The sequence below is a fragment of the Streptomyces sp. SAI-127 genome, from assembly GCF_029894425.1.
Classification (GTDB): domain Bacteria; phylum Actinomycetota; class Actinomycetes; order Streptomycetales; family Streptomycetaceae; genus Streptomyces.
In genome coordinates, this window is the sequence record NZ_JARXYJ010000001.1 from 8,653,971 (window position 1) to 8,674,599 (window position 20,629).

At 69.6% G+C, this 20,629-nt stretch carries 15 protein-coding genes and 1 riboswitch; of the genes, 8 read left to right on the plus strand and 7 right to left on the minus strand.

The annotated features are described in order from the left end of the window. Window positions 1–243 precede the first annotated feature (243 nt). On the plus strand, window positions 244–903 hold the full coding sequence (locus M2157_RS39765; RefSeq protein WP_280856318.1) for a MerR family transcriptional regulator: 660 nt from the start codon (window positions 244–246) through the stop codon (window positions 901–903). 58 nt (window positions 904–961) lie between these two features. Continuing rightward, on the plus strand, window positions 962–2,425 hold the full coding sequence (locus tag M2157_RS39770; RefSeq protein WP_280867572.1) for a DNA polymerase IV: 1,464 nt from the start codon (window positions 962–964) through the stop codon (window positions 2,423–2,425). On the opposite strand, the gene M2157_RS39775 is transcribed toward M2157_RS39770, so the two are convergent. Continuing rightward, window positions 2,341–2,718 carry a PRC-barrel domain-containing protein gene (locus tag M2157_RS39775; RefSeq protein ID WP_280856316.1) on the minus strand — a complete coding sequence of 126 codons (378 nt, stop codon included), beginning with the start codon at window positions 2,716–2,718 and terminating at the stop codon, window positions 2,341–2,343. The genes M2157_RS39770 and M2157_RS39775 overlap by 85 nt on opposite strands. A gap of 123 nt (window positions 2,719–2,841) precedes the next feature. Continuing rightward, window positions 2,842–2,937, plus strand: a riboswitch (glycine riboswitch). 176 nt (window positions 2,938–3,113) lie between these two features. On the opposite strand from M2157_RS39775, the gene gcvP reads away from it, so the two are divergent. Then, window positions 3,114–5,999, plus strand: coding sequence for an aminomethyl-transferring glycine dehydrogenase (gene gcvP, locus M2157_RS39780; protein WP_280867573.1), 2,886 nt, complete (start codon window positions 3,114–3,116; stop codon window positions 5,997–5,999). 51 nt (window positions 6,000–6,050) lie between these two features. On the opposite strand, the gene M2157_RS39785 is transcribed toward gcvP, so the two are convergent. Both M2157_RS39785 and M2157_RS39790 read right to left on the minus strand, forming a co-directional pair. Beyond that, complete coding sequence (locus tag M2157_RS39785) at window positions 6,051–6,470, minus strand: TOBE domain-containing protein (protein ID WP_280867574.1); 420 nt, start codon at window positions 6,468–6,470, stop codon at window positions 6,051–6,053. Window positions 6,471–6,566: 96 nt separating this feature from the next. Beyond that, window positions 6,567–8,519 carry an amino acid transporter gene (locus M2157_RS39790; RefSeq protein ID WP_280856313.1) on the minus strand — a complete coding sequence of 651 codons (1,953 nt, stop codon included), beginning with the start codon at window positions 8,517–8,519 and terminating at the stop codon, window positions 6,567–6,569. Window positions 8,520–9,726: 1,207 nt separating this feature from the next. Here M2157_RS39790 and M2157_RS39795 point away from each other — a divergent pair. The 4 genes from M2157_RS39795 (at window position 9,727) to M2157_RS39810 (ending at window position 13,950) form a co-directional block, all read left to right on the plus strand. Further along, the gene (locus tag M2157_RS39795) at window positions 9,727–11,022 is read left to right on the plus strand and encodes an extracellular solute-binding protein (RefSeq protein WP_280856312.1); all 1,296 of its coding nucleotides are present in this window, start codon (window positions 9,727–9,729) and stop codon (window positions 11,020–11,022) included. Window positions 11,023–11,028: 6 nt separating this feature from the next. Then, window positions 11,029–12,027 (plus strand): sugar ABC transporter permease, encoded by a 999-nt coding sequence (locus M2157_RS39800; protein WP_280867575.1) that lies wholly within the window; start codon window positions 11,029–11,031, stop codon window positions 12,025–12,027. A gap of 68 nt (window positions 12,028–12,095) precedes the next feature. Further along, window positions 12,096–12,860 carry a carbohydrate ABC transporter permease gene (locus tag M2157_RS39805; protein ID WP_280858945.1) on the plus strand — a complete coding sequence of 255 codons (765 nt, stop codon included), beginning with the start codon at window positions 12,096–12,098 and terminating at the stop codon, window positions 12,858–12,860. A gap of 55 nt (window positions 12,861–12,915) precedes the next feature. Further along, the gene (locus M2157_RS39810; RefSeq protein WP_280867576.1) at window positions 12,916–13,950 is read left to right on the plus strand and encodes an endo-1,4-beta-xylanase; all 1,035 of its coding nucleotides are present in this window, start codon (window positions 12,916–12,918) and stop codon (window positions 13,948–13,950) included. A 399-nt stretch (window positions 13,951–14,349) separates the two neighbouring features. Here the strand turns inward: M2157_RS39810 and M2157_RS39815 are convergent, their stop codons facing one another. From M2157_RS39815 to M2157_RS39825, 3 genes are all read right to left on the minus strand, one after another. Next, window positions 14,350–15,387: a LacI family DNA-binding transcriptional regulator gene (locus tag M2157_RS39815; RefSeq protein ID WP_280856309.1), complete on the minus strand. Its 1,038-nt coding sequence runs from the start codon at window positions 15,385–15,387 to the stop codon at window positions 14,350–14,352. 178 nt (window positions 15,388–15,565) lie between these two features. Then, window positions 15,566–15,760 carry a DUF5999 family protein gene (locus M2157_RS39820; RefSeq protein ID WP_057610513.1) on the minus strand — a complete coding sequence of 65 codons (195 nt, stop codon included), beginning with the start codon at window positions 15,758–15,760 and terminating at the stop codon, window positions 15,566–15,568. A gap of 386 nt (window positions 15,761–16,146) precedes the next feature. Beyond that, window positions 16,147–16,713, minus strand: coding sequence for a hypothetical protein (locus tag M2157_RS39825; protein WP_280856308.1), 567 nt, complete (start codon window positions 16,711–16,713; stop codon window positions 16,147–16,149). Between the two features lie 524 nt (window positions 16,714–17,237). On the opposite strand from M2157_RS39825, the gene M2157_RS39830 reads away from it, so the two are divergent. Further along, window positions 17,238–18,755, plus strand: coding sequence for a glutamate-cysteine ligase family protein (locus M2157_RS39830; protein ID WP_280856307.1), 1,518 nt, complete (start codon window positions 17,238–17,240; stop codon window positions 18,753–18,755). A 21-nt stretch (window positions 18,756–18,776) separates the two neighbouring features. On the opposite strand, the gene M2157_RS39835 is transcribed toward M2157_RS39830, so the two are convergent. Next, the gene (locus M2157_RS39835; RefSeq protein ID WP_280867577.1) at window positions 18,777–20,558 is read right to left on the minus strand and encodes a substrate-binding and VWA domain-containing protein; all 1,782 of its coding nucleotides are present in this window, start codon (window positions 20,556–20,558) and stop codon (window positions 18,777–18,779) included. Window positions 20,559–20,629: the final 71 nt, after the last annotated feature.

Consider the following 20,629-nt stretch of genomic DNA (forward strand, 5'->3'; position numbering starts at 1 on the left):
CGGATCAGTGGTCCGTGACGGGTCGGCCGTGTCCGTTCCTCACGGAAATGCCGGCATTTGCCACCGGCGCGTGAGAGCGTCCTGCGGCCCGCCCGGAGCGCATTCGGCTAGCCTTTCCCCGCGGTTGGGTTCGGGAAACCACTCCTAGGGTGATTATCACTCGGCGTGCCGAGTGTGGCGATCGTTGACGCACCCCTGGTGACTGCCTACCGTCGAGAAGGCAGGTCAAGGACGGAGGTCGGCGTGAGAAGCAGCGGCGACGGTACGGCTGGGGGTGCCCCCGGACGGAGTCTCGGGGCGAGCGGTCCGTACCCGCTTCACAGCAGCCCTTTTCAGGGCAGCGCGGCCGATCACGCTCCGCAGCGACCGGCGGCCGTGCCGAGCAGCGGAGGGGCGACGTCCATGGCGTCCGAGCAGATCGGCTATCGCGGCCCAACGGCGTGCGCGGCGGCCGGCATCACCTACCGGCAACTCGACTACTGGGCCCGCACCGGCCTTGTCGAGCCGAGCGTGCGGCCCGCCCATGGTTCGGGGACGCAGCGGCTCTACAGCTTCCGGGACGTCGTCGTCCTGAAGATCGTCAAGCGGTTCCTCGACACGGGTGTGTCGCTGCAGAACATCCGCACCACGGTCCAGCACCTGCGTGAGCGGGGATTCCAGGACCTGGAGCGGATGACGCTCATGAGCGACGGCGCCACGGTCTACGAGTGCACCTCGCCCGACGAGGTCCACGCACTGCTCCAGGGTGGTCAGGGCATCTTCGGGATCGCCGTGGGTGTCGTGTGGCGGGATGTCGAGAGCGCCCTGTCACAGCTGCACGGGGAGCGCATCGACACCGGGGAGACACTCATCGGGCACAACCCCGCGGACGAGTTGGCGCGGCGGCGCAACCGGGCGGTCTGAAGCCTGCCCCGCTCTCTCGGGCGGGGCATTGTCAGTGGCGTAGGGCAGCATCGGACATGTGAGAAAAGCGCCCACGATCCTGCATCTCGACATGGATGCCTTCTACGCCTCGGCGGAGCAGGCGTCCAAGCCGAGTCTGCGCGGGAAGGCCGTCGTCGTGGGCGGGCTGGGGCCGCGGGGTGTGGTGGCCACCGCGTCCTACGAGGCCCGGGCGTTCGGGGTGCACTCGGCGATGCCCATGGCCCAGGCGAGACGGCTCGCGCCGAACGCCGCGTATCTGGTGCCGCGCTTCGGGTTCTACAAGGCGATCAGCGAGCAGGTGATGGGGCTGCTGCGGGAGCTGTCGCCGCTGGTGGAGCCACTGAGCCTGGACGAGGCGTTCGTGGATCTGGAGGCCGGGGGAGCGGCCTGGGACGAGGGGTCGGCGCGGCTGGCCGGGGCGAAGCTGCGGGCCGACATACGGGCCGTCACGGGGCTCACGGGGTCGGTGGGGCTGGCCGCGTCCAAGATGCTCGCGAAGATCGCTTCCGAGCAGGCCAAGCCGGACGGGCTGGTGGTGATCGAGCCGGGGACCGAGCGGGCGCTTCTCGGGCCGATGTCGGTGCGGATCCTGCCGGGAGTGGGGCCGGCGACCGGCGATCATCTGAGACGGGCCGGGATCCATACGGTCGACGAGATCGCGGAGGCGGGCGAGGACGAGCTCGTACGACTGCTCGGGAAGGCCCATGGGCACGGGCTGTACGCGATGGCGCTGGCGTACGACGAGCGGCCGGTGGTGGCTGAGCGGGAGACCAAGTCCGTGTCGGTCGAGGACACCTACGACGTGGACATCCATGACCGGGTGCGGGTGAGCCTGGAGGTGCAGCGGCTGGCGGACCGGTGTGTGCGGAGGCTGCGGGGGGCCGGGTTGTCGGGGCGGACCATCGTGCTGAAGGTGCGGCGCTACGACTTCTCGACGTTGACGCGGTCCGAGACCTTGCGGGGGCCCACCGATGACCCGGCGGTCGTGCGGGAGGCGGCCCTTCGGTTGCTGGACGGCGTGGACTCCACGGGGGGTGTGCGGTTGCTGGGGGTGGGGGTGAGCGGACTCGCCGACTTCACTCAGGAGGATCTGTTCGCCCAGGCCGCGGGGGAGGGAGTGGATCAGTCCGTGGAGGAGGTGGCGGACGACGCGCCGGTGCAGGAGCGGGAGGCGGCGGCTGTCGAGCGGCGGTGGGTCGCCGGGCATGATGTGCGGCATGCCGAGTACGGGCATGGGTGGGTGCAGGGGAGCGGGCTGGGGCGGGTGACCGTGCGGTTCGAGACGCCGGATTCGGAGCCGGGGCGAGTGCGGACGTTTCTCGTCGAGGATCCCGCGCTGGAGCCCGCTGAGCCGTTGCCGCTGGTGGAGGCGTCGGGTTCCCCCTCACCGCCCGTGACAGAGGATGTGCCAGGCGCTCAGGCCTCCGCGTCCTCCGTGCCCGCCAGCTTGCCGAAGTCCCGGTCCGGGAACGGGGGCGGTGCGGCCACGTCGAGACCGTAGTGGTGGTAGAGCTGGAGTTCCTGGTCGGGGGAGAGGTGGCGGCCTACGCCGAAGTCGGGGGCGTCCTTGATGAGGGCGCGGTCGAAGGGGACGTGCAGGGTTCCGTCGACCAGTTGGCTCGGCCCCAGCGGGACGAAGGCGTCCCGGGAGAAGAGACCGGTGCGTATGGCGGCCCACTCCGGCACGCCGGTCGCGTCGTCGAGGTAGACCTCGTCGACGGTGCCGATCTTGGTGCCGTTGCGGTCGAACGCCTTGCGGCCGATCAGGTTGCGCGGATCGATGTCGGTCAGCACGGGCCCTCCACTTGGTCGCAACTCATCCGAAGCGGTCGTAAGCACTACGAAAGAGCACATCGGGGTGTGCGGCCACTCGAAGACGCGTGCGGTGGCCTCGCTGGTAGGCTTGCCAGCGGCTGCTGACCCCGCGCGGGAGAGTCCTCCAGACAACATCGGAGGCGCCGAAGGAGCAAATCCTCCCCGGAATCTCTCAGGCTCACGTACCGCGCGGACGAGGTCACTCTGGAAAGCAGGGCGGGTGTCGACAGCTTCCGCTCTCACCGACGGTGCAAGCCGGCGGCCCTCGGGCGGCCCGGTGAAGCTCTCAGGTTGAGATGACAGAGGGGGAGGCCGTCGGGGTACCCGCGCCGGGGTACCCCTCGCAGGTCGTGTCAGACCAGGAGGCCTCCGCAATGACCGCCCATCGCATTCCGCTCTCCGAGCTCGAACAGGGCATCCCGTTCGAGCAGCGTCACATCGGCCCCGATCACGAGGCGCGGGCCAAGATGCTCGCGCAGGTCGGCTACGGCTCGCTGGACGAGCTCACCGCCGCCGCGGTGCCGGATGTGATCAAGAACGCCGATGCCCTGGAGCTGCCGGGCGGGCGTACCGAGGCCGAGGTGCTGGCCGAGCTGCGGTCGCTGGCCGACCGTAACCAGGTGCTCGATTCCATGATCGGACTCGGCTACTACGGCACCTTCACTCCGCCCGTCATCCTGCGCAACGTCATGGAGAACCCGGCCTGGTACACCGCCTACACGCCGTACCAGCCGGAGATCTCGCAGGGACGCCTCGAGGCTCTGCTCAACTTCCAGACCATGGTCGCCGACCTCACCGGGCTGCCGACCTCCGGCGCCTCGCTGCTCGACGAGGGGACCGCGGCGGCCGAGGCCGTGGCTCTGTCCCGCCGGATGGGGAAGAACAAGAAGGGGCTCTTCCTCGTCGACGCCGACACCCTGCCGCAGACCATCGCCGTGATCGAGACCCGGGCCGAGCCGGCCGGTGTCGAGGTCGTGGTCGCCGACCTCAGCGACGGGATCCCGGCCGAGGTCGCCGGACGTGAGATCAACGGGGTGCTCGTCCAGTACCCCGGTGCCTCCGGGGCCGTACGCGACATCAAGCCGCTCATCGACCAGGCTCATGAGCTCGGCGCGCTCGTGACCGTGGCCGCCGATCTGCTCGCGCTGACCCTGCTGAAGTCGCCGGGTGAGCTCGGGGCGGACATCGCGGTCGGTACCACGCAGCGGTTCGGTGTGCCGATGGGGTTCGGCGGGCCGCACGCCGGCTACATGGCCGTGCACGAGAAGTTCGCGAGGAGCCTGCCCGGGCGGCTCGTCGGTGTGTCCGTGGACGCCGACGGGAACAAGGCCTACAGGCTCGCGCTGCAGACACGTGAGCAGCACATCCGCCGGGAGAAGGCGACGAGCAACATCTGCACCGCTCAGGTGCTGCTCGCTGTCATGGCCGGGATGTACGCCGTCTACCACGGGCCCGAGGGGCTCAAGGGCATCGCGCGGCGGACGCACCGGTACGCGACCATCCTTGCCGCGGGCCTGACGGCCGGTGGGGTCGAGGTCGTGCACGGTTCGTACTTCGACACGCTCACCGCGCGCGTGCCCGCGAGGGCCGCCGAGGTCGTCTCCGCCGCGCGGCACAACGGCGTCAACCTGCACCTCGTCGACGCCGACCATGTGTCCGTCGCGTGCGACGAGACCACCGCGCGGGCCCAGGTGGGTGCCGTGTGGAACGCGTTCGGCGTCGATGCCGACATCGAGGCGCTGGACGCGGCCACCGAGGAGGCGCTGCCGCACGCGCTGCTGCGCGACGACGACTTCCTCACCCACCCCGTCTTCCACCAGTACCGCTCCGAGACCGCGATGCTGCGCTACCTGCGTCGGCTCGCCGACCGCGACTACGCGCTCGACCGCGGCATGATCCCGCTGGGCTCCTGCACCATGAAGCTCAACGCGACCACGGAGATGGAGCCGGTCACCTGGCCCGAGTTCGGGCAGCTGCACCCCTTCGCGCCCGCCGAGCAGGCGCAGGGCTATCTGACGCTGATCCGGGAGCTGGAGGAGCGGCTCGCCGAGGTCACCGGGTACGACAACGTGTCGCTGCAGCCGAACGCCGGGTCGCAGGGCGAGCTGGCCGGGCTGCTCGCCGTACGCGGGTATCACCGGGCGAACGGTGACGAGCAGCGGACCGTGTGTCTCATCCCGTCCTCGGCGCACGGGACCAACGCCGCGAGCGCCGTCATGGCCGGGATGAAGGTCGTCGTCGTGAAGACCGCCGGGGACGGCGAGATCGACGTCGACGACCTGCGGGCGAAGATCGAGCAGCACCGGGACGAGCTGTCCGTGCTCATGATCACGTACCCCTCGACGCACGGCGTGTTCGAGGAGCACGTCGCCGACATCTGCGCGCAGGTGCACGAGGCCGGCGGGCAGGTGTACGTCGACGGCGCCAACCTCAACGCGCTGGTGGGGCTGGCCAAGCCGGGGCACTTCGGCGGTGACGTCTCCCACCTGAATCTGCACAAGACGTTCTGCATCCCGCACGGCGGCGGTGGCCCGGGTGTGGGTCCTGTCGGCGTACGGGCGCACCTGGCGCCGTATCTGCCGAACCACCCGATGCAGCCCGCGGCCGGCCCGGAGACGGGCGTGGGGCCGATCTCGGCCGCGCCCTGGGGTTCCGCGGGCATCCTGCCGATCTCGTGGGCGTACGTCCGGCTCATGGGCGGTGAGGGGCTGAAGCGGGCCACGCAGGTGGCGGTGCTCTCCGCCAACTACATCGCCAAGCGGCTCGAGCCGCACTACCCGGTGCTCTACACCGGCCCCGGCGGGCTGGTCGCGCACGAGTGCATCATCGATCTGCGGCCGCTCACCAAGGCGACCGGGGTGAGTGTCGACGATGTGGCCAAGCGGCTCATCGACTACGGCTTCCACGCCCCCACCATGTCGTTCCCGGTGGCGGGGACGCTGATGATCGAGCCTACGGAGTCCGAGGATCTGACCGAACTCGACCGGTTCTGCGAGGCGATGATCGCCATCCGCGCGGAGATCGAGAAGGTCGGTTCGGGGGAGTGGGCCGCCGAGGACAACCCGCTGCGGAACGCTCCGCACACCGCCGGTGCGCTGGGCGGTGAGTGGGCGCACGCATATTCGCGCGAGGATGCCGTCTTCCCGGCCGGGGTGTCGGTCGCGGACAAGTACTGGCCGCCGGTACGGCGGATCGACCAGGCCTTCGGCGACCGGAACCTGGTGTGTTCGTGCCCGCCGCTGGACGCGTACGAGGACTGACCCGAGGTGATGAGGGCCCCGTTTCGGCGGGGCCCTTTTCCGCTACGTCCGTTACGCCGTGGCCAGTGATACTTCTGTCGACTTGATCAGGGCGACGACCGGGGCGCCGGCGGCGAGGGCGACGTCGGTCGCGGCGTCCGCGGTGATCGCGGAGGTCATGACGCCTCCCTCGACAGCGATCTTGACGGTGGCCATGGCGGCTCCGGTGACGACGGCGGTGACCGTGCCGGGGAGCTGGTTGCGGATGGACACGTTCTGGACCGGGGCGGAGGCGAGGGAGACCTCCGTCGACTTCACCAGGGCGCGTACGGGCGAGCCCTGGGTGAGGCCGAGTTCGGCGACGGACTCGAGGGTGATCGCGGCCGTGAGGTCCTGGCCGCCGTCGAGGCGGATCGTGACCGTTGCCATGGCCTCGCCCGGGGTGACGGTGGTGACGGTGCCGGGGAGCTGGTTGCGGATGCTCAGGGTCATGGGCATCAACGTAGGGCGTGTGATGGGCCGTGGCGGGGAGGTGTGCGGTCGCGCCGTTCGGGGCGGATCGCGGGCGCGCCCCGGTGTGCGACGGCGTCAGCCCGTGTGGACTCGGGGGCGGCGCGGGCGGTCCGGTTCTGCTTCTCGGAGGACCTCTCGGGTGACCGGGGCCACCTCGCCCTGGCCGAAGAGGAAGAAGCGGAGGAAGTTGGCGAAGGGGTTGCCCTCGGTCCACTCGAAGTAGATGTGGGGAGTGCAGCCGGTGGTGTCGCGGACGTGGAGAAGGAGGGCGGCGAGGGCGTTGGGGATGGAGGAGGACTCCAGGGTCAGGACGCGGTAGCGGTTGTGGAGAACCTCGCCCCGGACCGTCAGGCTCGCCTCGAATTCCGACGGGTCCAGGACCGTGACCTCCACGAACACGAAGTCCTCGCCGGGGATGTCGTTGTCCTCGCGGATCTGCTCGATCTTGTCGCGGTACTCGGCCTTGTCGCGCTGGTCGGGCTCGTTGGCGATGAAGCGCATCTTGCGGCTGGCCATGTCCCGGATGAAACGTTCCGCCATGTCGTCGAGCGTCACGTCGGTCACGCGGAGTTCGAAGGCGCGGGCCAGGCGGGACAGGAGGGAGACCAGGATGATGCCGGCGATGAAGCAGGCGCCGATCTTCACGCCGTCGGGGCGTTCGATGACGTTGACGACGGTCGTGTAGAGGAACACGGCGGAGATGACGGCGAAGCCGACGGTCCAGTTGCGCTGCCCGGCCTTGCGGGCGGCGATGGTCACCGCGATCGCCGCCGAGCTGATCAGCACCAGCACTCCGGTGGCGTATGCGCCGCCCTGGGCGTCGACGTCGGCGTCGAAGATCCAGGTGACCAGGAAGGCGATCAGGGTGAAGACGACGACCATGGGGCGCACGGCACGGGCCCAGTGCGGGGCCATGCCGTAGCGGGGCAGGTAGCGCGGCATCAGGTTGAGCAGGCCGGCCATCGCGGAGGCGCCGGCGAACCACAGGATGGCGATGGTCGAGACGTCGTAGACCGTGCCGAAGACGCCACCGAGGTAGTGGTGGGCGAGGTAGGCCAGGGCGCGGCCGTTGGCCGGGCCGCCCGACTCGAAGTCCTTCTCGGGGATGAGGAGGGTGGTGATGAAGCTGGTGGCGATCAGGAAGCAGCTCATCACGATGGCGGCGGTGGTGAGCAGCTTCTTGGTGTCGCGGATCCGCCCCTTGGGGTTCTCCTCGGTGTCGTCCGCGTCGCCCTTGACGTGTGGCATGACGGCGACGCCGGTCTCGAAGCCGGAGAGGCCGAGGGCGAGCTTGGGGAAGACGATCAGGGCCACGCCGATCATCACGAAGACGTTGCCGTGCTCGGCCGTCAGGGCGCTGGACCAGTCGGTGACGACATGGCCCGCGGTGATGACGTGCCACAGGCCGACGAACACGACGACGACGTTGAGGGCGAGGTAGATACCCACCAGGGCGACCGCGACGCCGATCGCCTCCAGAAAGCCCTTGAGGAACACCGCGCCGAGCAGGGCGACCAGGAACAGTGTGATCAGCATCTTGTGGTCGTGCAGAGTGCTGGTCAGGTGCGGGTTCTCGATCAGGTGGGTGGAGGCGTCAGCCGCGGACAGAGTGATGGTGATCAGGAAGTCGGTGGCGGCGAAGCCGAGCAGGGTCAGGACGAAGAGCTTGCCCTGCCAGAACGACAGCAGCCGTTCCAGCATCGAGATCGAACCCTCGCCGCGGGGGCTCTCCTCGGCCACCCGGCGGTACACGGGCAGAGCGCCCGCGAGGGTGACGATCACGAGGACGATCGTCGCGATGGGGGAGAGCAGGCCGGCCGCGAGGGCGGCGATGCCGGGCTGGTAACCGAGGGTGGAGAAGTAGTCGACGCCGGTCAGGCACATGACCCGCCACCAGCGCTGGCCCTGATGGGCCGGTTCCGGTGCGGCGTGGGGGCCCGTGTGGCCGCCGTCCCTGCCCATGTCGGACAGGCCCTCCAGCATCCAGGAGCGCAGGCGACTGGAAGGAGGGTGTTCGGTGGTGGCCATCGGGGGCGCTCCTGCGGTGCGGCTCAGCGGGGTTCCGGCCGCCCGGCTGACGGCGGGGACCAGCGTAAGCGGAGAGTGATGCCTGGGCCCATGGATGGAGGGCGCCAGGGCGTCAAGCTTCCGTTAAGACTCGGTCTGCGAAGGTCTGTGACGGGCGACGGTGCAGCTGTGAGGGGCGTATCTGCCCCGTGGACCCGTACGGACAGGTGGGGCAGGGTGGACACGCAGCGTTATGGGCAGGGGCGTGTCGAGCGTGCCCGTATCGACGTAGGAGTTCAGGTGACGGCCGTCTTCGTGGCCGTGAGGGAGCCGTCAAAGGTGTGCTGGGTGCGTCCGGACGAACCCTCGCCTTCTCCGCGGCCGGTGGGACGGCGAGGTCGTCGGGTCCTCGCAGGACTACTGCACGGGGAGGCGGCTGCGCTGGAGCCGCGGGCCGACGACCACGTCACGAAGCCGTGCGGCACAGAGCAGGTGAGCGGGGTCCGGTGTGGCCTTGTTCCCGCCCGAACATCCTCGCACAGCCGCCTTCCGTAAGGTTCGCCGGATAGATCGAATGTTTCGGGCCAACGGGTCGCTGGGGCCTCCTGGTCGCCGAGGGGGTGTACCAACCCGCACCGGCGTCCGATCCAGCTTACGAACCGCCCCGGACGCCTGACCCTGTACGCCACGGACCTCCTTCCCCGGTCGCCCTGAGAGGCGCCCCGAACTGCCCTGTCGCCGCACGCCCGCCCGGACGCCGTGACGGCGGCGTCGGCCTGTCCGCCCGCGTGGATGAGGGCGCAGCACCACGATGTCGAGGTGGCTGGGGGAGAGGCGAGCCCGATCGCCCGGAACCGCGCACCCTGTCCGCCGAGATCCGAACCGACCGCGTGCTGCTCCCAACAGGTCTGCGAAGGCCGTGCGTTGGGGCCCCGACGTGCTCGCCCACGGCATCGACGGTGCCCCTTCGTTCGCAGGCGACGGCCGCCGTCGCCCCACGCAGACGGACGACGGGCTGCACCGGCCGGACCATCGGCACGTACGTCAGCGAGGGTGCCGTGGCCTTCGACTGGTTCGACTCCTCAACATTCCCTGTGCACAAGGGGTTGCCACCGTTTGGCAGCTGTCTCTAGGGTGCGGCAGCAGCGAAGCTTTCTGGATCAACTCCGAAACTTTCGGACCGCAGGACGGACAAGGACGGCTCCGTCCCGTACCCAAGGAGCGCATCATGGGCGACCCGGCACTGTCCCGCCGTGGCTTTCTGGCGGCATCCGCCGCGGCCGGTCTGGGCATGACGACACTGACCGGCTGCGGCGGCGACTCGGGCGGAGGATCGTCCGACGGGACGACCACGGTGGAGTGGTGGAACATCTCCACCACCGAGCCGGCGAAGAGTGTCTGGGCGGCGCTCGCCAAGAAGTTCGAGGCCGCGAACCCCAAGGTCAAGATAAAGATCGTCCAGCTGGAGAACGACGCCTACAAGTCGAAGATGACGGCGCTGACCGCCTCCGGGAAGCTCCCCGACATCTTCCACACCTGGGGCGGCGGCGTCCTCAAGCAGCAGGTCGACGCGGGGCTCGTCGAGGATCTGACCGACCGGACCAAGCCGTGGGCCGACGGTCTTCTGAAGGTCACCAAGGAGCCGTACATCCTCGACGACAAGGTCTACGGCATCCCGTTCGACATGGGCATGATCGGGTTCTGGTACAACAAGGCGCTCTTCAAGAAGGCCGGTGTCAGCGAGCCGCCCACCACCTGGGGCGGGTTCCTGGAGGCCGTGAGCAAGCTGAAGTCCAGGAACATCACGCCCATCGCCCTCGCGGGCAAGGAGAAGTGGCCCGGCATGTACTACTGGGCCTACCTCGCGATGCGCACCGCCGGCATCGACGCCCTCCAGAAGGCCAGCGAGGACAAGGACTTCACCGCTGCGGGGTTCGTCGAGGCCGGTCGGCACCTCAAGGAACTCGTGGACCTCCAGCCCTTCCAGAAGGGGTTCCTCAACGCCGCCTACTCCACCCCCACCGGCCAGGCGGCGGCCGTCGGCAACGGCAAGGCGGCCATGGAACTCATGGGCCAGTGGGCCCCGTCCGTCCAGGCCGACTCCGGCAAGGGTCTCGGCAACGACCTTGGCTTCTTCCCGTTCCCGGCGGTCGAGGGCGGCAAGGGCGCCATCACCGAGGTGTTCGGCGGAGGCGGCGGACACGCCCTGCGCCGGGGTGCCCCGCAGGCGGCGGTCGACTTCCTGAAGTTCTTCGCCTCCGAGGCCACCGAGCTGGAACTGGTCAAGAAGACCAGCGTCCTTCCCGTGCTCCCGAACGCGGAGAAGGCCATGACCGACCCCAACCTCAAGCTCGTACAGGCGCAGTTGAAGGCCGCCACCGGCTTCCAGCTCTACCTCGACCAGGCGTACGCGCCCGCCGTGGGCCAGGAGGTCAACGACAGCGTGGCCGCGCTGATCGCCGGCTCCAAGTCCCCGGAACAGGTCGCCCAGTCGATCACGCAGACCGCGAAGGAAGAGCAGTAGCCCGCGATGACCTCCACGTTCCTCGCAGACAAGCGGAGCGGTCCGGGCACCGATCTCCCGCCCCCGGAATCAGTCAGGGCCCGGGGGCGGGGCCGGCGGCGTGTACTGCACTGGCTGACCGCGGTCGGCTTCCAACTGCCCGCCCTGGTGCTGTTCATCGGCATGGTCCTGCTGCCGATGCTGTTCGCCCTGTACGCCGCCTTCTTCCGCTGGGGCGGCTTCGGCATGCCCTCCGACTACGTCGGCACGGACAACTTCACCCAGCTCTTCGACAACCCGGTCTTCCTGGGCGACCTGTGGCGCTGCCTGGTCCTGGTCGTGCTGTCCCTCGCGTTCCAACTGCCGTTCGCGCTCGTCATGGCGGTCCTCCTCAACCAGAAGCTGCGCGGCAGGGCCGTCTACCGGATGCTGTTCTTCGCGCCCTACGTCCTGTCAGAAGCGATCACCGGCGTGCTGTTCAGCATGGTCTTCGCCCCGGACTCCGGACTCGCCGACCACATCTTCGGAGCGGTCGGCCTGGACGGCGTGGGCGGGCTGTGGTTCGCCGATCCCTCCTACGTCATGGCGACGCTCTTCCTGGTCATGATGTGGAAGTACTTCGGCTTCCACATGATGCTGTACCTGGCCGGACTCCAGTCCATCCCACGGGAGTTGACCGAGGCCGCTCTCATCGACGGCGCCAGCCCCTGGCAGCGGTTCCGCAACGTCACCCTGCCGCTCCTCGCGCCCACTCTGCGGATCAGCATCTTCCTGTCCGTCATCGGCTCGATCCAGCTCTTCGACCTCGTGTGGGTGGTCACCCAGGGCGGCCCCGACCACCACTCCGAAACCATGGCCGTGACCATGTTCCAGTACGGCTTCAAGCGCTACCAGGTCGGCTACGCCAGCGCGATCAGCGTGGTCATGTTCGGCATCTGCCTCGTCTTCGCCCTCGCTTACCAGCGGTTCGTGCTCCGCCGCGACCTCGAAGGGGCCACCACGACGATGAGGGGGGACGGCAAGTGACCGCTCGCAAGACCACCACCGCACGGACCCTGCCCCTGCACGTGATCCTCGTCGCCGTCGGCGCGGTGATGGTCGTACCCCTGGTGTACGCCGTCCTGTCCGGGTTCAAGTCCACCGACGAGCTCTCCAGCAATCCCTTCGGGCTGCCGAAGCGCTGGCTGACCAGCAACTACACCGACATCCTCGCCGGGGGCGACTTCTGGCGGCTGCTCGGCAGCAGCACGCTGATCGCGGTCGGTACGACGGTGCTGGTGGTCGCCGCGTCCGCGCTGGCCGCGTTCTCCTTCGCGCGGTTCGCCTTCCGTGGACGGGAGGCGCTGTTCACGCTCTTCACCATGGGGCTGATGTTCCCCTTCGCGGTGGCGGTGCTGCCGCTGTTCCTGTTGCTGCGCTCGCTCGGCCTGCTGGACAACCCGCTGGGCGTGATCCTGCCGCAGGCCGCCTTCGGGCTGCCGATGACGATCATCATCCTGCGCGCCTTCTTCCGGGAGATCCCCGGTGAGCTGGAGGAGGCGGCCACTCTCGACGGGTGCAGCCCGTTCGGGTTCTTCTGGCGCGTCCTGCTGCCGATGGCACGGCCCGCGCTCGGCACCGTCTCGGTGCTCGCCGTCGTCACCAGCTGGAACAACTTCATGCTGCCGCTGCTGGTGTTCACCGACAACACGTGGTGGACGCTCCCCATCGGTGTGCAGCAGTTCCAGGGCCAGTACTCCGCGGAGTACGCCCGCGTCTTCGCCTATCTCGTCCTGGCGATGGTTCCCGCCCTCGCCTTCTACTCCGTCGCCGAGCGCCAGCTCGTCGGCGGACTCACCGCCGGTGCCACGAAGGGCTGACCCCGGCGTTTCGAAGATCACGGCTCACCCACCCCCGCACGTGAGGAGTCGCACCATGCGCAAGAACCGTCTCAGACTCGCCGGAGTCCTGGCCGCAGTGGTGGTCGCGGCCGCCGCTCCCACCGCCCAGGCCCACGGCAAACCGTCCACCCTCGCCGACCTCGCCCAGCGCCACGGCCGGTACTTCGGCAGTGCCACCGACAACCCCGAACTCGTCGACGAGCCGTACAAGAAGATCCTCGGCAGCGAGTTCGACCAGATCACGCCGGGCAACGGCATGAAGTGGTACGCCACCGAACCCGAGCAGGGGGTCTTCGACTGGACCAACGGCGACGAGATCGTGAACCTCGCCCGCGCGAACCACCAGAAGGTGCGCGGCCACACTCTCGTGTGGCACAGCCAGTTGCCCGACTGGATCACCTCGCGCGAGTGGACGGCGGCCGAGCTGAGGCCCGTACTGAAGAAGCACATCCAGACCGAGGTGCGGCACTACCGGGGCAAGGTCTTCGCCTGGGACGTCGTCAACGAGGCCTTCAACGAGGACGGCACCTACCGGGAGACCGTCTTCTACAAGACCCTCGGCCCCGGCTACATCGCCGACGCCCTGCGCTGGGCCCGCCAGGCCGACCCCAAGGTCAAGCTCTACCTCAACGACTACAACATCGAGGGGATCGGGGCGAAGAGCGACGCCTACTACACCCTGGCCAAGGAGCTGAAGGCGCAGGGCGTCCCGCTCGACGGCATCGGTCTCCAGGCCCACCTGGCGCTCCAGTACGGCTATCCGACCACGCTGGAGGACAACCTCCGCCGCTTCTCCAAGCTGGGCCTCGACACCGCGCTCACCGAGGTCGACATCCGGATGATCCTGCCGGCGACCGACGAGAAGCTGGCCCAACAGGCCCAGTGGTACGCCGACTTGACCGATGCCTGTCTCGCGGTGCGCCGGTGTGTCGGGATCACCATCTGGGACTACACCGACAAGTACAGCTGGATACCCGCCTTCTTCGAGGGCCAGGGGGCCGCGCTGCCCTGGGACGAGCAGCTCCAGCCGAAGCCGGCGTACTACGCGATCCGGGCGGCGCTGAAGTAGGGGACGGCGGCGCTACGAGGACTCCCGTCGGTTCGTCCACGCGCTTCCGCCGGGCTCTGACCCAAGAGCCCGCTCCGGGCGACTCGGATCGGCCGCGCCGGTGGCCGGCTCGGGCCGCTCGGCCGCCGCCTGCCGGGGCCGCGGTGGGTCGCCGACGGGGGCGGCGGCGGGCCAAGGTCCCGGCCCGCCTCCCGGGGGGCCTCTCTCCGAGCGGGGCCGCTTCGCAGGGTGCGGGTGGCCTCGGGTGGTCCGCCCGAGGGTCTGCCCAGCCGGTCCGGCAGGCGTGTTTGTGTCTGTCGGGGTGGTGGCTCGGTTCGCCGGATGGGCCGTGGTCCGTCAGGGGATGGCTGGTGGTGTGGGGTGCGGCGGGCGTGTCGGTGTCTGCCGGGATGGCGCCCGTCAGCGGATGGCCGGTGGTGTGGTGCTCGAGCGCACCACCAGTTCCGTGCCCAGCTCCACGCGCGGTGAGTCCGGGCGTTCGCCGCGGGCGAGTTTGAGGACCGTGCGGACGGCCAGTTTGCCCATGTCGGCGAGTGGCTGGCGCACGGTGGTCAGTGGGGGCGACGACCAGCGGACTTCCGGAAGGTCGTCGAAACCCACCACGCTCATGTCCTCCGGCACCCTCAGCCCGCGTCTCCGCAGCGCCTCGATCGCACCGAGGGCCATCTGGTCGCTGGCCGCGAAGACGGCGGTCGGCGGCTCGGGCAGGTCGAGGAGCTTCTCGCAGCCGGCGAAGCCGGACTCCGGGTGGAAGTCGCCGGGCACGACCAGGGACTCGTCGAGGGTGAGCCCGGCGCCCTCGAGAGCGGCGCGGTAGCCGTCGTAGCGGGCCCGCGAGCACAGCAGCCGGGGCGGCCCCGCGATCAGGCCGATCCTGCGGTGGCCCAATGACAGCAGGTGATCGGTGGCCGCGAGCCCTCCCGACCAGTTGGCGGCGCCGATGGTGGGGGCGTCCAGTGCGGGGGAGCCGGCCGGGTCGACGACCACGAGCGGGACGCCCAGGGCGCGCAGCTCGTCGTGCAGGACCGTGTCGAGCGCCGAGGTGACGAGGACGACCCCGTCGGAGGCGCGAGCGCGCAGATTGCGCATCCACTCGCGTGCGTCGCCCGAGCGGCCGTGGATCGCGGAGACGACGGTCCCGACGCCCTCCGCGTGGGCGACCTCCTCGACCCCCCGGATGATCTCCACGGCCCAGGGGCTGTCGAGGTCGTTGAAGACCAGGTCGAGCAGGGCGGCGCGGGTGCCGGGGGCCGCGGGGCGCTTGCGGTAGCCGTACTTCTGGAGCAGCTCCTCGACGCGGGCGCGGGTGTGCGGGGACACGTCCGACCGGCCGTTGACCACCCGGGACACCGTCGGCACCGAGACCCCGGCCTGTCGGGCGATCTCCGTGATGGTGATTCTGCCCCGGGGCCCGGCGTCCGCCTCGCCTGCTCTCACTTGCCCACCTCCGCGTCAACGTCTCGAAACTTCCAGGAGTCTTCCGGAAAAGCGGGTTCCTGCACAAGGCGTCACAGGGAGTGATCGCCGTTGGACATGCGTCGGGGCCGGTGCGCAGACAGTCGCTGCGAGCCGGCCCCTCAGGTCTCCGGGCGGTACGGCGGCCGCCCGGGCGTTTTCAGGCGGCCGCCACCGCGAGGGGGCGGTGCGGGGCGATGACCCGGCCGTCGGGCAGGAGCTCACCGGTGTCCTCGAAGAGCAGAACGCCGTTGCACAGCAGGCTCCAGCCCTGCTCCGGGTGGTGCGCCACGAGGCGGGCGGACTCCCGGTCGGCGGAGGCGGCGGTGGGACACGGTGGCTGGTGCTGGCACATTGGTGGGATCTTTCGCTGTGTTGTGGTCATGACGTCCCCCGTTGCGATAACTCAGTCGGAACCCAGTGTTGCCCTACGGGCGTCAATCCGCAGGTATTTCGCATCACCACTTCTTCACAGGTTGGAGACGCTTCACCCGGCCGGACGGTTCATCCCAACTGCACTGTCCCTTCGGATGGTTCGCAGTGGCCGGATAGGGCTAGTCCACCTGGAGTCAGACCCGAGTTGGGCTCGTCCGAGCAATTGTGCGCTCGTACGAGCAAATGGTCTTCTGTGTGATCCCTGGGGATTTTGTACGACCCTAATGGCACCGGAAACGGAGTCGTACCCCGCTACCCGGAATTCGGGGCGGGGCACGAGGTGGTGGGCGACTCGAGCGGACGAACTCAGGCGGGCGAGCCGAGGAGCGGGGCCGGAGTCACCCGATGGGCGAGTACCGGGAGCAGCTCGGCTGCCCGGTGCGGGCGGTGGGCGGCGATGCCGGGCGGGGCCGGCGCCAGTGGGACGAGCAGGTCGGTGGCGGCGAGGCGGCCCGTGGCGGCGTCCGCCGCGCAGTCGCCGTGCAGCCACAGCGCGAGCATGTAGAGGCCCGGGATCGACAGCAGGCGCGGCTGGTACGGCTGCTGCATCACCTCCGCCTGACGCAGTGCCCGCTCGGTGGACGCGATGTAGGGGCCCTCGAAGAAGTGCGAGAAGGCCCAGCCGTCCGGGGTCAGCATGGTCTCGGCCGCGGCCACCGAGCGATCGCCGCAGCGGATCAGGAAACGCCACCCGGTCAGCCGGGTGGCGGTGCCGTCCAGGACGTGTACGGGTAGGGGGAGCTCGGGTGTGACGGGTCCCTGGGCGCGGAGCAGGGAGGGGGTCCGGGCCTCGCGGACCGCGGTGGGCGAGGCGAGTGCGGTGAGGACGGAGCGAAGTGCTGGGGCGGGAGCCGGGGGTACATGCAGCGGCATGGTGGGTCGCCTCTCATTCGACAGGCATGGTGGCGCGAGGGCGGGGGCGGACGGCGCTGTCAGCTCACGAAGGTCAGAGAGGCGGGGGCCGGGGTCCGGTGACGCGGGTGCGGGTGGGACTGCTGTGCGTCACCTGACGGCAGGATCCAGGACCGCGGGTGCCAACCCTCTGCCTTGTTCGCGAAGTTTATACGACATGTGTTCAGACAGTGTTTCGTCTAGCCGCTTCCATCGCGCGGGGCAAGGGGCCATTCGGTCGGCGATACGCGAGAATGATCCCGATACCGTGACTCTTCGCGGCGGTGACCTCGGGAAATGTTCGGGAAGTGGTCGGCCAATTCTCGTCGGCGTTTTTCACGAGTTCTTCGGGGCACTCGAAACTGCTGAGTGCTCCATGCCGAGTGAATGTGCCACCGGTCACTTCCGACAGGGTAGCGCGCTCGGGGCCGACGCGGGACGTTACCGATCGTTCCGGCTGGGCATCATCCCACCTGACTCATGACGCATCGAGGAGGGACCCTTCGATGGGGGAGAAGGTCGTGGCAGGCCGGTTCGACCTGTCCGATCGCCAGCGCTACCGCGACAAGCTCCGCAGGTGCCTGACGGGGCTGGAGCGGCTCCTGGCGGAGCAGCGGTTCGATCGTCCCCAGAACCTGATGGGGCTGGAGATCGAATTGAATCTGGTCGGCACCGACGGTATGCCGAGAATGCTGAATGGAGAGGTCCTCGAACGCATCGCAAGCCGAGATTTCCAAACAGAACTCGCCATGTTCAACCTGGAAGTCAACATAGCCCCACACAGGCTGGGCGGCAGGGTATTCGACCGGCTCGCCGAGGAACTCCGGACCTCGCTGGCGTATGCGGACCGTAAAGCGGGCGAGGTCGACGCGGGAATCGTGATGATCGGCATTCTCCCCACCCTCGACCGCGACGACCTGGTCTCCTCCAACCTGTCCGACGTCGACCGCTACACGCTGCTCAACGACCAGATCGTGGCCGCCCGCGGTGAGGACTTCGTCCTCGACATCGACGGCGTGGAACGCCTCACCTGCACGTCGAAGTCGATCGCCCCGGAGGCCGCCTGCACCTCCGTGCAACTGCACCTCCAGGTCACGCCGGGACGCTTCGCCGACGTGTGGAACGCCGCGCAGGCGGTGGCCGGCGTGCAGATAGCCGTCGGCGCCAACTCGCCCTTCCTCTTCGGGCGTGAGCTGTGGTGCGAGTCCCGTCCGCCGCTCTTCCAGCAGTCCACGGACACCCGTCCGCCGGAGCTGCAGGCCCAGGGGGTGCGGCCGCGTACGTGGTTCGGGGAGCGGTGGATCTCCTCGGCGCACGACCTCTTCGAGGAGAACCTGCGCTACTTCCCGGCCCTGCTGCCCATCTGCGACGAGGAGGACCCGCTGGAGGTCCTCGACCAGGGCGGGGTGCCCTCGCTCGCCGAACTCGTCCTGCACAACGGCACGGTGTACCGCTGGAACCGGCCCGTATACGGCATCGCCGACGGTGTCCCGCACCTGCGCGTCGAGAACCGTGTGCTGCCGGCCGGCCCCACCATCACGGACGTGATCGCCAACGCGGCCTTCTACTACGGCCTCATCCGCGCCCTCGCCGAGGAGCCGCGGCCGGTGTGGACCAGACTGCCCTTCGAGGCGGCCGCGGCCAACTTCGACGCGGCCTGCCGGTACGGCATCGACGCGCGCATGGTCTGGCCCCGGCGCGGTCGCCTCGGCGGCACGGTCGAGGTCGACGCGGTGACCCTTGTACGCGACGAACTGCTGCCGCTCGCCGACGCGGGCCTCGCCGGGTGGGGCGTCGAGCCCGCCGACCGTGACCTCTACCTCGGGGTGATCGAGGAGCGGTGCCGGCGCCGGGCCAACGGGGCGTCCTGGCAGGCGGCGACGTTCCACCGGGCACTGGAGGCGGGACTGTCGCGGGACGCGGCACTGGCGGCCACGACACGGCGGTACGGCGAGCTGATGCACCAGGGAGAGCCGGTGCACACCTGGCCGGTGGGGTTGCCGGAGCCGGTGCCGCTGGGGTGAGGGCCTGGGTGACGCGCCGAGTCAGTCGCCGGCGCTGCCGCCCTGGGCGCCCGCGGCCACGATCGCCTTCAGGATCACCGTGTGGATCTGGGCGGGGTCGTTGACCTGCTGGCCGGAACCGCCGGTGGCCTCGGCGAGCTGCTCGGCCTCCGCGCGGTCGGCGTCGGGTCCCACCGCGATCACGATCAGGGGTACCGGGCGTTCGGGACGGGAGAGTTTCTCCAGTTCGGAGACCAGCGCTCCGCGCGAGATGCTGCCGGGGTCCTGGTTGACCCCGTCGGTCAGCACGACCAGCGCGTTGAACTTGCCCTCGGCGTAGGAGGAGGTCGCCGCCTCGTACGCGGCGAGCGTGGTGTCGTACAACCCCGTCGCTCCGCCCGGCACCGGCTCCAGGCCGCCGAACGCCGCCGACAGCCGCTCTCTCTGGGTGCCGGCCCCGTCCGCGCTGGCGCCCAGACGGTCCGTCGGTACCAGGACCTTGTAGTCCTTGTCGCCGTCGAGCTTGGTGGAGAACTTCCACAGGCCGATCTCGTCCTCCTGGGTGAAGGTCGCGAGGGCCTGGAGGAGGGACGCCTTGGTGACGTCCATCCGGGAGCGGCCGGTGCCCGGCACGGCCTCCGACATGGAGGAGGAGGCGTCCACGACCGTGGTGATCCGCGCACTCTGCACGGTGATCGTCCAGGTGCCGAGCGCCTCCTGGAGCGCCGCCGCCGAGGCGGGCTCGCCCGCGGGTTCCGTGTACGGCTGCGGCACCTCGCCACCGGCCTTCGCGACCAGCGTCTTCGACACCTGGTCGTCGGAGGTGCGGAACCCCCGGTCCGTCAGCAGCTGTTCCTGCTCGGGCTTGCGCAGGTAGGTCATGAAGCGGATCGCCGCGCGGCTCTCGTCGGTGGTCAGTCGGGCCCCGTCGACCAGCGCGTAGGGGTAGTTCAGCCGCGGTGAACCGTCCTTGGGATAGAAGAAGTCCAGCCCGTCCCCGGCCTCCGCCGAGGAGTTGTGGGCGAACGCCGCCTGCTCGGACAGGACCAGCGCCTGATTGCGCTTCGGATTGCCCTGCTCGGTGCCCGAGGAGTCTCGCGGCAGCGTCTCCACGAGCTGGCCGTCGCTGTCGGAGATGCGCTGCGAGAGCGTCTTCATCATCGCCGCGGCCTGCGTCTCCCCGCCCGCGGCCTGGCCCGCCGCACTGGTGAGCCGGGTGAGGGCGAGCAGCCCGGTCGCGCTGCGCGCGGGGTCGGCGGCGCCCAGCTTGAGGGAGTCGTCCCGCAGGGTGGCGCCCGCGAGTCCGAGCCAGTCGTACGTCTTCTTCGGCCAGCCCAGCGACTTCGCGGCGGTCGGCACCATCGCCATCCCCACCGGGCTGGAGGCCACGTTGCCGACCCGGGCCACCTCCGTCGCGTCGCCGTCCGCGGAGATCTGCTCCACCCACACGTCCGAGTCCGGCACCCACACCTGCACGCCGGGGTCCTTGCCGGCCGCGAGGGTGTCCCTGACCTTGTACGACTCGCGCGCGGTCACCGTGATGTCGACGCACCGCCCGTCGGAGGTGAGGTTCTCGTCGTGGGCCCGCTCGGCAGCGCTGCGCAGGGCGGGGGCGACATCGGGGGAGGCGGCGAGTTTGAGCCGTACCGCCTCGTCCCGGCAGGAGGAGCCGAAGGAGAGCAGGCCGCCCTGGACGGCGGCGGCCGTACCGCCGGCGACGGTCAGGACGAGGACCGTCGCGATGGCCACGGTACGGCGGCGCGCGCGTGGACGGGGGTCGCTGCCGCCCGCCCCATACTGATCGGGCAAGCTGTGACGTCCCATGACGGTGGTGCCCTCCCCTGTCGATCTCCGTGCCGGCACGGCCGTGTACGGCAGGAAAGAGGGAGGCACGC

Coding starts and splice junctions, on each gene's coding strand:
- gcvP (WP_280867573.1), top strand. CDS start 3,114: ATGACCGCCCATCGCATTCCGCTCTCCGAGCTCGAACAGGGCATCCCG.
- M2157_RS39820 (WP_057610513.1), bottom strand. CDS start 15,760: ATGTGCCAGCACCAGCCACCGTGTCCCACCGCCGCCTCCGCCGACCGG.
- M2157_RS39790 (WP_280856313.1), bottom strand. CDS start 8,519: ATGGCCACCACCGAACACCCTCCTTCCAGTCGCCTGCGCTCCTGGATG.
- M2157_RS39830 (WP_280856307.1), top strand. CDS start 17,238: ATGGGGGAGAAGGTCGTGGCAGGCCGGTTCGACCTGTCCGATCGCCAG.
- M2157_RS39785 (WP_280867574.1), bottom strand. CDS start 6,470: ATGACCCTGAGCATCCGCAACCAGCTCCCCGGCACCGTCACCACCGTC.
- M2157_RS39800 (WP_280867575.1), top strand. CDS start 11,029: ATGACCTCCACGTTCCTCGCAGACAAGCGGAGCGGTCCGGGCACCGAT.
- M2157_RS39835 (WP_280867577.1), bottom strand. CDS start 20,558: ATGGGACGTCACAGCTTGCCCGATCAGTATGGGGCGGGCGGCAGCGAC.
- M2157_RS39825 (WP_280856308.1), bottom strand. CDS start 16,713: ATGCCGCTGCATGTACCCCCGGCTCCCGCCCCAGCACTTCGCTCCGTC.
- M2157_RS39795 (WP_280856312.1), top strand. CDS start 9,727: ATGGGCGACCCGGCACTGTCCCGCCGTGGCTTTCTGGCGGCATCCGCC.
- M2157_RS39805 (WP_280858945.1), top strand. CDS start 12,096: ATGGTCGTACCCCTGGTGTACGCCGTCCTGTCCGGGTTCAAGTCCACC.
- M2157_RS39810 (WP_280867576.1), top strand. CDS start 12,916: ATGCGCAAGAACCGTCTCAGACTCGCCGGAGTCCTGGCCGCAGTGGTG.